The organism is Bacillus sp. GMa5/1, from assembly GCF_050172015.1.
GTDB classification, from domain to species: Bacteria; Bacillota; Bacilli; order Bacillales; family Bacillaceae_G; genus Bacillus_A; species Bacillus_A cereus.
Genome location: NZ_JBNLYC010000003.1, coordinates 1 through 13,187 on the forward strand (window position 1 = coordinate 1; position 13,187 = coordinate 13,187).

A 13,187-nucleotide genomic window follows, 5' to 3' on the forward strand; every position below is an offset into this window, starting at 1 on the left:
AGGGGAGTATATGATTATAAAAGGTTACGTAGGATATGAGTTAGAAAAAGCGAAACCTAATACATCAGAAGATTTTTTTAACAGATCTGAAGTGACATATATATTAAATGGTAAAGAGAAAACTTTTTCGGTTTTATACGTTCGATATTTTGAAGAAGTTTTACAAGAAATTACTCCTTTTGAAGGAAATCCAGTGTATAAAGTAGAAGAACAAAACATATATTTGCGTGATATTGTAGCGATATGTTGTTTAGTGAAAGATAAGGAGCTTCGTGCGCAAAAACGTTTGTATTTAAATAATATGGAAGAATTTCAACAATATTTTGATGAGGGAACGGTGTCGAAAGTACAAGAAATATTGGCTGAATTACATAAAAATAAAAGAGTAGAAATAGCGTGAAATGGCAAAGGAGAGAGAAAAATGTCTAATTTGATGGTTGAAAATCAAACAGAACAAGTTTCTATATTTTTAGAAGATGCTATTAATTTGATAACCAATTATGTAAATTATCATACGTTACCTTCTTTATTAGAGGAAACACCAGCAGGGAATGAGCAATATTATAAAGGGGTATTAGCATCAATGAGACGACTTCTCGTTTTTTGCGAAGAAGGACAGGATGCATGTTTTGTTTTGTTGAATAGCCAGCCATTTCGAAAAACAGCAGCTGAAAAAATTTTATATAAGATTTACCATCAAGTAATTGCAGAGTTTTTTTCACCGAAGAGTGATCATTGGTATGAAAATAGTCGGTCTGCATATACAGGGAAAAATTCTATCGTTTTTCAACAAACACCACCTGCATCTTTGGAGCAAGTGATGAAGAGTTTAGAAGGTAAATTTCAATTGATGCGTGAAGAACTAGAATATTATGAGACGGATTATCAGACAAAGATGTTGCACAAATATTGATTGAGGAAAAGAAGCTAAGGTTACTTAGCTTCTTTTCCTTTTGTACAGTTATATAAGGGATTTTCATTGAATATAGTTAAGTGGATAGCATTAGGGAGGTGCAACATGAATCAGCAAGGTGTATTTACAGATTACTTTCATGAAGTAGAAAATTGGTGTGAAAGTGTTCTTCACGTATTAGATAGCCGCGCAATGGAAGTGTATGATGTCCATATGCTTGCCTATAAAATTCAGACGTTATTAGAGCGTATGAAAGAGCATGAGTATGAAACAGATGCAGAGTTTATGTATGAAATAAGCGATGATGTAGAACATATTCAGCATCACTTGCAGGAAGTATTTATGCAAGAAGAAGAGGAATATGAATTATATGAAAGAGGGGATAGTGAACGAGCTGTCCCGATTGGAGGACATACACTCCCGCCATTACCTTATCCGTATAATGCATTAGAACCGTATATTTCTAAAGAAATTATGATGTTACATCATGATAAACATCATCGGAGTTACGTGGAAGGGTTAAATAAAGCAGAGAAGATGATGGAAGAAGCGAGAAAAACAAATAAATTTGATTTAATTAAGCATTGGGAAAGGGAAGCGGCTTTTCATGGGTCAGGTCATTACTTACACACGATATTTTGGAATAACATGAAAAAAGACGGTGGTGGAAGTCCAAGAGGAGCTTTTTCACAACAAATTGAACAAGATTTTGGGAGCTTTTTACGTTTCCAAAAACATTTTACAGAAGCGGCCTCTAAAGTAGAAGGTTCAGGCTGGGCAATTCTCGTTTGGGTACCCCGGTCTGGAAGGTTAGAAATTTTGCAAAGTACACTTCATCAATTATTTACACAATGGGATACGATACCGCTCCTTGTACTAGATGTCTGGGAACATGCGTATTATTTACAATACCAAAATCGAAAAGATGAATATATTAAAAACTGGTGGAATGTTGTAAATTGGCCTGATGTAGAAAAAAGGTTTGAAACTGCGAAACAAATTGAATGGACACCATATTAGACGCAAATTCTCTGCGTCTTTTTTAATGGAAGTAGAAGGAAGATTTCGTTCATATTTTAAAAGGCCAAGCATACACTTGTACAAAAAGTGCCAAAAGGACGTGGGGGGAAATATGAGACGAATTTGTGTAATCATTACGCTTCTTATGATGTATGCAAGCGTTATGCCGATTCCTACATATGCAAAGATGAACAGCAATGTCAGTGCTCGAAATGCTGTATTAATGGAGCAACAGTCTGGTCGTGTATTATACGGAAAAGCAGAACATGAGCCTCAAAAAATTGCTAGTATAACAAAAATTATGACCGCCTTATTAGCTGCTGAATCAGGGAAGATGAAAGAAATGGTATCAGTTAGTAATGAAGCGGTGAGGGTGGAAGGATCGGCAATCTATTTAAAGCCTGGACAAAAAGTGAAGTTAGAAGATTTAGTATACGGACTCATGCTTAGATCTGGTAATGACGCAGCGCAAGTAATTGCTGAAAGTGTGGGTGGGAGTATAGATGGATTCGTATATTTAATGAATCAAAAAGCGAAAGAAATTGGAATGAAAGATACGCACTTTTCAAACCCTCATGGCTTAGATGGAGATGGATCACATTATTCGTCGGCTTACGATATGGCATTATTAACGAAATATGCAATGGGAAACGAGACATTTAAGAAAATCTTTGGAACCAAAACATATAAATCAGATTCTTGGGATTACCCGTGGAAAAATAAACATAAGCTGGTAACGTCTTATTATGAATTTGCAACAGGAGGAAAAACAGGCTTTACGAAGAAAGCTGGGCGAACGCTTGTGACAACGGCATCAAAAGATGGACTAGATTTAATTGTCGTAACTTTGAGTGCCTCTAGTGATTGGGATGATCATATGAATTTGTTTGATAAAGGTTTTGAACGTTTCAAACAAACGAAAGTTTTAGGACAAGGAGCAATTGCTGAAATAAATGAAAAGAAGTATGCCAACCATGTTTATACGAAAAATAGTTTTTCGGTACCGTTAACTGAAGAAGAAAAAAAGAACGTAGTATTAAAAGTTGAACTCCATAAAAGTATAAAACTTACGGATGGAGTAAAGGTTGGGAAGACAGACATTTATGTTGGTAATGAGAAAGTTGGAGAACGGAATTTATTTTATAGTAAACGGAAGTTAGTAGCTACAACGGGACTTTACTGGAATAATGTGAAAGAAATTTTTTCTTACATGATAGGTGTTGGGAACGATGGTTAATCTCGTATGGGTAGCGATGGCTGTCATTGGGATTGTATACGCCATGATAAATGGAACGATGGAAGAAGTGAATAAAGCTGTATTTGACGGAGCAAAAGATGCGGTAACGATTTGTATAGGACTTATTAGTGTTTTAGTATTTTGGCTCGGTTTAATGAAAATTGCAGAGGAAGCCGGATTGTTAAAAAAATTAGTTACACTTTTTATGCCGATAGTAAAAAGGTTGTTTCCAGAAATACCAAAGGATCATCCGTCTATGGGATTTATTCTATCAAATATGATGGCAAACTTTTTTGGTCTAGGTAATGCAGCAACCCCTCTTGGTATTAAAGCGATGGAACAACTGAAAGAGTTAAATGGAGGAAAGGATTCGGCGAGCCGTTCTATGGTGACGTTTCTAGCATTAAATACATCAGCCATTACATTAATTCCTACGACAGTCATTTCCATTCGAATGACGTATGAATCAGCGAATCCTACTGAAATTGTTGGGGTAACATTTATTGCACAAGTACTTTCTATGATTGGAGCAATTTGGATTGACCGCTATTTTTACCGAAGAAGGAGTAGAAAGGGGCGGAAAAAATGAGTATTGTAAATACAATTTCCTTATGGGTAATTCCTTGTGTAATTGGTTTTATCCTTTTATATGGCACAATAAAGAAAGTACCGACGTATGAATCGTTCGTTGAGGGAGGAAAAGAAGGGATTCAAATTGCAATTTCCATCTTACCGTTTATGGTTGGAATGCTTGTGTCTATTTCTATATTCCGGTCTTCAGGTGCGTTAGACGCAATGATATCGGTAATGAAGCCAATGTTAGATTTGATCCATGTTCCAGCAGAAATTGTTCCACTAGCACTTATACGCCCTATTTCAGGCTCTGCTGGTTTAAGTATTACGACCGATTTAATTGCCACATATGGGCCAGATTCGTTTATTGGGCGATTGGCTTCTACGATGCAAGGGAGTACAGATACGACTTTCTATATTTTAACTGTATATTTTGGAGCGGTTGGGATCAGAAAAATGGGGGATGCACTAAAAGTAGGACTTTTTGCAGATTTAATCGGGATTATATGCTCAATTGTGTTCGTTTCTTTATTGTTTCAGTAATACTATTCATTTTTTACGCTATTTCGCTTATAATACGTATACGACCACTATTAAGGTGTAGCTTAATAGTGGTTTTTTTATGTGTTATTTTTGACAAAATGATGAACTTTTATTGTGAGAAATATGAAAAATATGGACAATAATAAAGGGTAAAAACATGATTTGACCTTTATATGTTTATTATCATCGCTATGTTGTTTAAGTAAGATGAAGCGAATAGCCGTAAAGCGTATGCGGTTGCCAAGTCTTTCTAATGTAAGGTAAGATAAATTCGAGGTGAAAAAAAGAAATGGAACGATTACAAAAAGTGATTGCGCAAGCAGGTATTGCATCGAGAAGAAAGGCTGAGGAATTAATTCAGCAAGGAAAAGTGAAAGTTAATGGAAAAATAGTGAAGGAGTTAGGGACAAAAGTAACTCCTCAAGATAAAGTAGAAGTAAATAACATCCCTCTTGAAAAAGAAGAACCTGTTTATTTTTTACTATATAAACCAACTGGCGTAATTTCAAGTGTATCAGACGATAAAGGAAGAAGTGTTGTAACGGACTTTTTCCCGGAAATTACACAACGTTTATTCCCAATCGGACGCTTAGATTATGATACGTCTGGCGTATTATTAATGACAAACGATGGGGACTTCGCAAACGTATTAATGCATCCTAGATATAAAGTTGAAAAAACATATGTTGCAAAAATAAAAGGGCCATTAACAGGTGAGAAAATTCGCATGTTAGAACGCGGTGTTACGTTAGAAGACGGTAAAACAGCACCAGCACGTGTGAAAATTATTTCTTGGGACAAGCGTAAAGAGATGGCTATTGTACAATTAACAATTCATGAAGGACGTAATCGTCAAGTACGTCGTATGTTTGAAGCGTTAGACTGTAAAGTAGTGAAATTAAAACGTGAACGTTATGCTTTCTTAGAAGTAGGAAGCCTGCGACCTGGTGATGCGAGAGAATTGACACCACATGAGGTGAAACAATTACGCGCGCTTGCTTCTACAAAGCCAAGATAAGCTATAGAGTTAAAAATTCACCAGTGGAGTGCTCTGCTGGTGATTTATTCAATACAACATTTACAGAAGATAATACATAACATTTATCGAGGAGAGGAGAAGTAATATGAAGAAAAATCGCTTATTATTTCGCGTTATTATTCTACTCATTTTATGTGGTGCTGTAGGATTTACCCTTTATCAAGGATTCTTTGCTAATAAAGAGAAAATGCAAATCGGAAAAGAAGCACCTAACTTTGTTGTGACGGATTTAGAAGGGAAGAAAATTGAACTAAAAGATTTAAAGGGAAAAGGTGTATTTTTAAACTTTTGGGGCACGTGGTGTAAACCTTGTGAAAAAGAAATGCCTTATATGAATGAATTATATCCAAAGTATAAAGAAAAAGGTGTTGAAATCATAGCGTTAGATGCAGATGAAACGGATATTGCAGTAAAGAACTTTGTGAACCAGTATGGTTTGAAATTCCCAGTTGCCATTGATAAAGGACAAAAGATTATAGGAACATATGGAGTAGGTCCATTACCGACAAGCTTTTTGATTGATAAAGATGGAAAAGTAGTGGAGCAAATTATAGGTGAACAAACGAAAGAACAGTTAGAAGGGTATTTAAAGAAAATTACTCCGTAATAAAGAAAGCCTTTACATAAGGGGTGCGTGTCTATAGTGCCTCCGGTTTAAAAATTCTGAGTATTGCGGTAACTCGAGGTTAGAATATACAATAGTACATATAGATACAGGGGCGGTGAGAGTGTTGAAAGAAATTAAATGTGAATGTGGACATGTTAATCCGATAGGAACCGTTTTTTGTGAAGCTTGCGGGAAACCATTTGAAAGCAATGAAAATACAAAACTATTGGATATGCGCTATGAGGGGAGTGCACGGAGATCTCTCACGCAGACAAAAACGATAATCGATAAAATTTGGAGCTTTTTCTCTTCTGTAAAAGTGGGTGTATGGCTAATCGTAATAACTTTAGCTGCATCAGCGATAGGAACTATTTTTCCGCAAGAAATGTACATAACTCCAGGGATTGCACCAGCTGAATATTATAAACAAGAATACGGATTTTTAGGACAATTATACTATCAATTAGGGTTTAATAATTTATACGGTTCATGGTGGTATATGATTTTGATTGCTTCTATCGGTATTTCACTTGTGATATGTAGTTTAGACCGTGTTATTCCACTTTATAAAGCTTTAAAAAAGCAAGGCGTAAAAAGACATCCTAGCTTTTTAAAGAGACAGAGATTATATGGGACTGGTACACCGCAAGAAGGTGACCTGGAAAGAGTGCAAAAGAATTTAAAGAAAAGAAACTATAACGTGAAAGTGGAAGACGGAAACGTTTTAGCAGAAAAGGGACGCTTCTCGCGTTGGGGTCCATATGTAAATCATATCGGTCTTATTATCTTTTTATTCGGTGCGATGCTTCGTTTTTTACCGAGTATGTACGTAGACGAAGCACTTTGGTTACGTGACGGTGAAACGAAAGAGATACCAGGGACGGATGGACAATACTACTTAAAAAACGAGAAATTTATAAAAGAAGTTTATGATAAAAGTAAGGACAAGGAAGTTTTTGATGAAGCGATTGATCGTGTAGGCGATAAAATGATTGCGAAAAACTTCCAAACGAATGCCGTATTATATAAAGCAGTAGGAGAAAATATAGCAGGACAAAAACCGAAATTAGAAAAAGTAAAAGAAGCGGAAATTCGAGTGAATGAACCACTGAAATTTGATCAATTTGCAGTGTATCAAGTGGATTATAAAGAAAGTGAATTTAAAAGTATGTCCTTTAACTTGCAAAATAAAGAAAATAATCAAAAGTGGGGACCGATTAAAGTAGATTTAACGAATCCTAAGGAAAAATATGATTTAGGAACTGGTTATTCTCTAGAACTATTAAGCTATTTTCCTGATTTTTATTTTGATGAGAATGGAAAACCAAATACGAAAACGAAATTACCAAACAATCCTGCATTTGTATTTAAAATGTTTACACCTGAAACACCAGATGGTGAAGTGAGTTTTGTTGGTATTCAGCAAAATATAGAACCAGATGGAAACAACAAATATAAAATGTCGTTTGCAGGTGTTGAAATGCAAAATGCAACAGCACTTACTGTAAGAAAAGATTTAACGCTTTGGATTCTCGGCATTGGAGGATTTATATTTATGGTTGGTGTCATTCAAGGTATGTATTGGAATCATCGCCGTATTTGGATACAACGTGTTAATGATGAATGGTGGATTGCAGGGCATACAAATAAAAATTGGTTCGGTTTAAAGAAAGATATTGAAAGAGTAATAGAAGGTACAGCAATTCCACAGCCAAATGATAAAGTAATTGATAAAAAAATTAGTTAAGGTGGGGAAACGATATGGTGCAAATAAGTAGTAACTTTCTCTTTACCGCATTTATTTTATATTTAATTGCGACTCTATTTTTTGGGGGAGCCATTAAAGAAAAGGGTCATAAATGGGCAAATGTAGGAATAACGATTACAATTTTAGGGTTTATAGCACAAACAGTATATTTTGTTACAAGGTGGATTGCATCAGGGCATGCGCCAGTTAGTAACTTTTTTGAATTCGGTACATTTTTCGGCATGATGCTTGTAGGAGCATTTATTGTCATGTATTTTATGTACCGTGTAAGCATAATCGGACTATTTGCATTACCAGTTGCGCTTTTATTAATTGCCTATGCAAGTATGTTTCCGAGGGAAATATCTCCGCTTATTCCATCTTTAAAAAGTAATTGGTTACATATTCACGTGACGACGGCAGCAGCAGGACAAGCCATTTTAGCGATTAGTTTTATTACAGGTATTATGTATTTATTGAAAAATGTAGATCAATCGACGAGAAGTAAACGTACATTTTGGCTAGAGACGGTAGTATTTACACTTGTTTGTACAGTTGGATTTATTGGAGTAACAACGGTATTTTCTAGTATGAAATATGAAGCGAAGTTTCAATGGATTGATAAAAATGAACAGCAACTGGAAATGAAGTACAATCTTCCGGCTTTAGTTGGACCGCACGAAGGGAAGTTACTGACAGAAAATAAATTAGAACCGGCAGTTGAAGTTCCAGCAATTGTAAATGCGAAAAAATTAAATACTGTTATTTGGTCAGTGTTAATTGGAACATTACTGTATATTGTATTAAGACTCGTTTTACGGAAGCGAGTATCGGCGGCACTTCAGCCGTTAGTAAAGAATACGAATAGTGATTTACTAGATGAAATCGGATATCGATCTATTGCAATTGGATTCCCAGTTTTCACATTAGGTGCATTAATTTTTGCGATGATTTGGGCTCAAATAGCGTGGACGCGCTTTTGGGGATGGGATCCGAAAGAGGTTTGGGCACTTATAACGTGGCTCTTTTATGCTGCAGTACTACATTTACGATTATCTAAAGGGTGGCATGGGGAGAAATCAGCTTGGCTTGCAGTAATTGGTTTTGCAATCATTATGTTTAACTTTATTGTAGTAAACTTAATTATTGCCGGTTTACATTCATATGCATAGAGAAATAAAATAGGAGAGTGCATGTCACTTTCCTATTTTATTTTTGTCAACTTTTCTTCTTTTTTGAGAAAAACATGACAAAGTAGCGGTTGATTTTGTAAAATGATGTCGAGGACATTATATACAGTTCAAAAAAAATACATAGTTTTGGAAAAAAATTGAACAAAATTTATTATTCTTGTGAAGCATAATATGGGAAGTGAAACATTTAGAAGATTGCTTAAATAAACGAGAATAGCGCAACATAATAGTTAAAGAAGGGTAGGTGTGAACCGCTGAGGTGAGAGTACGCAGCGGGTAGAGATGGAAAATGAATCAAGAATTTTAATTGTAGATGATGAGGATCGTATTCGTCGTTTATTGAAAATGTACTTAGAAAGAGAACAATATACGATTGAAGAAGCAGATAATGGTGATACAGCTTTAGAAATGGCGTTGCAAAATGATTACGATTTAATCTTATTAGATCTTATGATGCCTGGTAAAGATGGCATTGAAGTATGTAAAGGGGTTCGTGAGAAGAAAGCGACACCAATTATTATGCTGACAGCAAAAGGTGAAGAAGTAAATAGAGTACAAGGATTTGAAGTTGGAACAGATGATTATATTGTAAAGCCGTTTAGTCCACGTGAGGTCGTGCTACGTGTGAAAGCGGTATTACGTCGTGCTGTACCAACAACATTCTTTACACAAGATACAACGACAAAAGATGTTACTGTATTCCCTCACTTAACAATTGATAACGATGCACACCGTGTTACTGCAGATGGCAATGAAGTAAACTTAACGCCGAAAGAATATGAGTTACTATTATTTTTAGCGAAAGCTCCTGATAAAGTATTCGATCGTGAGCAGCTGTTAAAAGAAGTATGGCAATATGAATTCTTCGGAGATTTACGTACAGTTGATACACATGTAAAGCGTTTACGTGAGAAGTTAAGCAAAAAATCACCAGATGCAGCGAAAATGATTGTTACTGTTTGGGGTGTAGGTTACAAATTTGAGGTTGTGAACGACTGATGCTTTGGAGAAGTGTAGTAGGGAAGTTATGGATGACCATATTACTTCTCGTTTCGTTTGTTCTTGGATTTGTTGCGATTTTACTTTCACAATTTTTTAGAACGTATTATGTTGATCTGAGTGAAAATAGACTTCAAAAAGTCGCAACAAGTGTTACGGAATTAATTGAAGAAGGTGCCGATGTAAAAACGATTGAGAACATCGCGTACAAATTCTCTGATCCACTTTCAAGGATTATTATTGTAGAAGATGGCAAGGAAATCTCTTCTTCACCGAAACAAGAAGGGTTAGTCACCCTTACAATGGATAATTTAAAAGAAGATAAAGAATTAGCCGCTGTTTTTACGGACAAAAAAGAAATTAAGAACAACATTAGAAAAGCTTCTGATAGTAGAAAGAATAAAAGCACTGAAAATGATATTGTGATCGTTGGGAAACCAGTGCAATCAAAAAATCAAAGCGCAGTGTTCGTATATGAATCTTTACAAGTGCCAATAAAAGATATGGAGAGAACGACTGATTTCATTTTCTTAGCCGCTGGGATTGCGATTATATTAACAACTTTCTTTGCGTTCTTCTTATCTACTCGGATTACAGCACCGCTTCGTAAAATGCGTGAGGTTGCTTTTGAAGTGTCACGTGGGAAATTTGATGCAAAGGCTCCTATGGTATCTCAGGACGAAATTGGTGAGCTGGCAACGGCCTTAAATCAAATGGGTAAACAGTTGAAGTTTAATATGAATGCTTTGCAGCAAGAAAAAGAACAGTTAGCTAGTATTTTGAGTAGTATGGCAGATGGAGTTATTACGTTAAATCAAGAAGGTGAAGTCGTAGTTATTAATCCACCGGCTGAACATTTCTTACAAGTTTGGCAAGAAGAAAAAGAGATAGAGTTAAGTAAAAAATTACCTTCTGAACTTGTGGAACTATTCCATCTCGTTGTAGAAAGCGAGCAACAACAAGTTGTTGAAATTAATTTACAAAAAGGGAACTATGTAGTTCTTATGACACCACTTTACAATCAAACGAAAATTCGTGGGGCTGTAGCGGTACTGCGAGATATGACGGAAGAACGTCGTCTTGAGAAAATGCGTCAAGACTTTATTGCGAATGTATCACATGAACTTCGTACACCGATGGTCATGCTGCAAGGGTATAGTGAAGCGATTTTAGATGATATTGTGCAAACGAAAGAGGAAATAGATGAGTTTGTTCAAATCATTTATGATGAATCCGTTCGTTTAGGTAAACTTGTAAATGAATTGTTAGATTTAGCTCGTATGGAAAGCGGTCACGTAGAGTTACATATTGGTGAAGTGGACATACATCCGTTTGTGGAAAAAATTGGTCGTAAATTCCAAGGGATTGCAAAGGATAAAGAAGTTGAACTAACAGTTGATTTCCGGAATCAGATTGAAGAATATGCGTTTGATGCAGATCGGATGGAACAAGTGTTGACGAACTTGATTGATAACGCAATTCGTCATACGAATGCGGGTGGACATGTAACGCTTGTAATTGATACGAAAAATAATGGCCTCATTTTTGAAGTACAAGATTCGGGTGTAGGCATTCCAGAAGAGGATATTCCATTTTTATTTGATCGTTTCTATAAAGCTGATAAAGCAAGAACACGTGGGAAAAAGGGTGGAACAGGACTCGGGCTTGCAATTGCGAAAAATATTGTTCAAGGCCATGACGGTAAAATTTCTGTATCAAGTGTTGTTGGAGAAGGAACTACATTCTCTGTATATTTACCGAATCGTATAATTTAGATATGCTTTTTTAAAGTTGATAATGAATAAAGTTCTGCTGTTTTTTATTTTTTTGTAAACTCAATTAAATAAAGAATGGTAGAACTTTTTTCTATCTTGGTCGAATCAAGAATAACAAGAGAGGGTGCTGTGAAGAAATGAAATTATATACAAAAACAGGAGATAAAGGAACGACAAGTGTAATAGGTGGCAGGGTTGATAAAGATGATATCCGTGTGGAAGCGTATGGAACAATAGACGAGGCAAATTCTCATATTGGATATGCAATGACTAAGGTTCAAGGCGGGGCTTTTAGAGATATTTACGATGAGCTCGAAAATATTCAACATGAACTATTTGATTGCGGAGGAGACTTGGCAATAGTGGAACAAAAAATTCCTTATAAAGTGACAATTGAGATGGTTGAAAGTTTAGAAAGAAAGATTGATTTATATATAGAAGAAGCCCCGCCATTAGAACGCTTTATTTTGCCAGGTGGTAGCGAGGCGGCGGCTACTATTCATATTGCACGTACTGTTGTAAGGAGAGCAGAACGCTCTATAGTATCATTGCAAAAAGAAGTGAAAATAAATGAAGTTGTCTTAAAGTATGTAAATAGATTATCTGATTATTTGTTTGCGATAGCTCGAGTAATAAATGCCCGATTACAAGTGAAAGATGTGGAGTATAACCGTAGTGCATTAGTTTTTCGTGATAAGAAAGAGAAGGAAGTGGAGTAATTCACTTTCTTTTTTTGTATACTTTTTTCTGTAATATACCAAAATAGAGAAGGTATGGTGGTAATTAGAAAACGGAGGATGTATATGAAAGTTTTAAAATGCGGCGTCATGTTATTGAGTATGCTGTTTGTATCTCAATTACATGTTTATGCAGAAGAAAATCGATGGACATGGCCTGTTGAAGGTCAGATAAGTGATTATTTTGGGACAAGGCATGGAAAACACTATGGTATTGATGTAGCTGCGCCGATTGGAACGCCTGTGGCAGCTATTCAAGATGGTAGGGTAACGAAGTCTTATTATTCAAGTAGTTATGGAAATGTTGTATTTATTAAACACGGAGAATATGAGGCTGTATATGCACATTTAAATAAGAGATATGTGGGGCAAGGAGATTATATTTCCAAAGGAGAAAAAATTGGAGAAGTAGGGAACACGGGAGAATCGCGAGGTGCACACTTACATCTAGAACTTCATCAAGGAAGATGGACGATGGCGAAAAAGAATGCGATGAACCCATTGCTTGTTTTAAATGAACAAAGAAATGAAGTTGTTTCTTCATCATTATATGTCGTACAAAAAGGGGATACTTTAGTTAGTATTGCACGGAAATTTAGTATGACACTTAAGGAAATTAAAGAAAAAAATGGATTGCAGCAAGAGCTAATTTATCCTAATCAACAATTATATGTTAAGTGAAGGAAACATTTCAAAAATTAAACTTTGAACAAATTTATGTTCTTCTTAAATAAGGTTCAATGTAAATGAAATTATATGGGCGCTTTTGCTAGAACTATTGAGTGAATTAGAGCATCTATATCT

At 35.6% G+C, this 13,187-nt stretch carries 14 protein-coding genes; all 14 read left to right on the plus strand.

Annotation, left to right across the window (positions count from 1 at the left end; genetic code table 11):
* Nucleotides 1-10: 10 nt before the first annotated feature.
* The 14 genes from ACQGSG_RS01110 to ACQGSG_RS01175 all read left to right on the plus strand — a co-directional run bounded on the left by ACQGSG_RS01110 (nt 11) and on the right by ACQGSG_RS01175 (nt 13,064).
* A complete protein-coding gene (locus ACQGSG_RS01110) occupies nt 11-400 on the plus strand; it encodes a hypothetical protein (RefSeq protein WP_000584363.1) in 390 nt (129 codons plus the stop codon).
* Between the two features lie 21 nt (nt 401-421).
* Complete coding sequence (locus ACQGSG_RS01115; protein ID WP_000067556.1) at nt 422-913, plus strand: YpuI family protein; 492 nt, start codon at nt 422-424, stop codon at nt 911-913.
* 105 nt (nt 914-1,018) lie between these two features.
* Nucleotides 1,019-1,933, plus strand: a complete 915-nt coding sequence (locus ACQGSG_RS01120; protein WP_001075739.1) for a superoxide dismutase — start codon at nt 1,019-1,021, stop codon at nt 1,931-1,933.
* 112 nt (nt 1,934-2,045) lie between these two features.
* The gene (locus ACQGSG_RS01125; protein WP_001252636.1) at nt 2,046-3,170 is read left to right on the plus strand and encodes a D-alanyl-D-alanine carboxypeptidase family protein; all 1,125 of its coding nucleotides are present in this window, start codon (nt 2,046-2,048) and stop codon (nt 3,168-3,170) included.
* The gene (spmA, locus tag ACQGSG_RS01130; RefSeq protein WP_000247811.1) at nt 3,163-3,759 is read left to right on the plus strand and encodes a spore maturation protein SpmA; all 597 of its coding nucleotides are present in this window, start codon (nt 3,163-3,165) and stop codon (nt 3,757-3,759) included. The genes ACQGSG_RS01125 and spmA overlap by 8 nt, the downstream gene beginning before the upstream one ends.
* Nucleotides 3,756-4,286: a spore maturation protein SpmB gene (gene spmB, locus ACQGSG_RS01135; RefSeq protein WP_000029514.1), complete on the plus strand. Its 531-nt coding sequence runs from the start codon at nt 3,756-3,758 to the stop codon at nt 4,284-4,286. The genes spmA and spmB overlap by 4 nt, the downstream gene beginning before the upstream one ends.
* 289 nt (nt 4,287-4,575) lie before the next feature.
* Nucleotides 4,576-5,304, plus strand: a complete 729-nt coding sequence (rluB, locus tag ACQGSG_RS01140) for a 23S rRNA pseudouridine(2605) synthase RluB (protein ID WP_000440556.1) — start codon at nt 4,576-4,578, stop codon at nt 5,302-5,304.
* 106 nt (nt 5,305-5,410) lie between these two features.
* Nucleotides 5,411-5,932 (plus strand): thiol-disulfide oxidoreductase ResA, encoded by a 522-nt coding sequence (gene resA / locus ACQGSG_RS01145; RefSeq protein WP_000742194.1) that lies wholly within the window; start codon nt 5,411-5,413, stop codon nt 5,930-5,932.
* A 121-nt stretch (nt 5,933-6,053) separates the two neighbouring features.
* Entirely contained in the window at nt 6,054-7,679 is a 1,626-nt protein-coding gene (gene resB, locus ACQGSG_RS01150; RefSeq protein WP_000910547.1) for a cytochrome c biogenesis protein ResB, read from the plus strand.
* Between the two features lie 14 nt (nt 7,680-7,693).
* On the plus strand, nt 7,694-8,851 hold the full coding sequence (gene resC, locus ACQGSG_RS01155) for a cytochrome c biogenesis protein ResC (RefSeq protein ID WP_325842228.1): 1,158 nt from the start codon (nt 7,694-7,696) through the stop codon (nt 8,849-8,851).
* 303 nt (nt 8,852-9,154) lie between these two features.
* The gene (resD, locus tag ACQGSG_RS01160; RefSeq protein ID WP_000426861.1) at nt 9,155-9,871 is read left to right on the plus strand and encodes a DNA-binding response regulator ResD; all 717 of its coding nucleotides are present in this window, start codon (nt 9,155-9,157) and stop codon (nt 9,869-9,871) included.
* Complete coding sequence (gene resE, locus ACQGSG_RS01165) at nt 9,871-11,646, plus strand: sensor histidine kinase ResE (RefSeq protein WP_325842229.1); 1,776 nt, start codon at nt 9,871-9,873, stop codon at nt 11,644-11,646. Before resD ends, resE begins: the two co-directional genes overlap by 1 nt.
* A gap of 137 nt (nt 11,647-11,783) precedes the next feature.
* Nucleotides 11,784-12,365, plus strand: a complete 582-nt coding sequence (locus tag ACQGSG_RS01170) for a cob(I)yrinic acid a,c-diamide adenosyltransferase (protein ID WP_325842230.1) — start codon at nt 11,784-11,786, stop codon at nt 12,363-12,365.
* Between the two features lie 84 nt (nt 12,366-12,449).
* Nucleotides 12,450-13,064 (plus strand): peptidoglycan DD-metalloendopeptidase family protein, encoded by a 615-nt coding sequence (locus tag ACQGSG_RS01175; RefSeq protein ID WP_000866125.1) that lies wholly within the window; start codon nt 12,450-12,452, stop codon nt 13,062-13,064.
* The last annotated feature ends 123 nt before the right edge of the window (nt 13,065-13,187 follow it).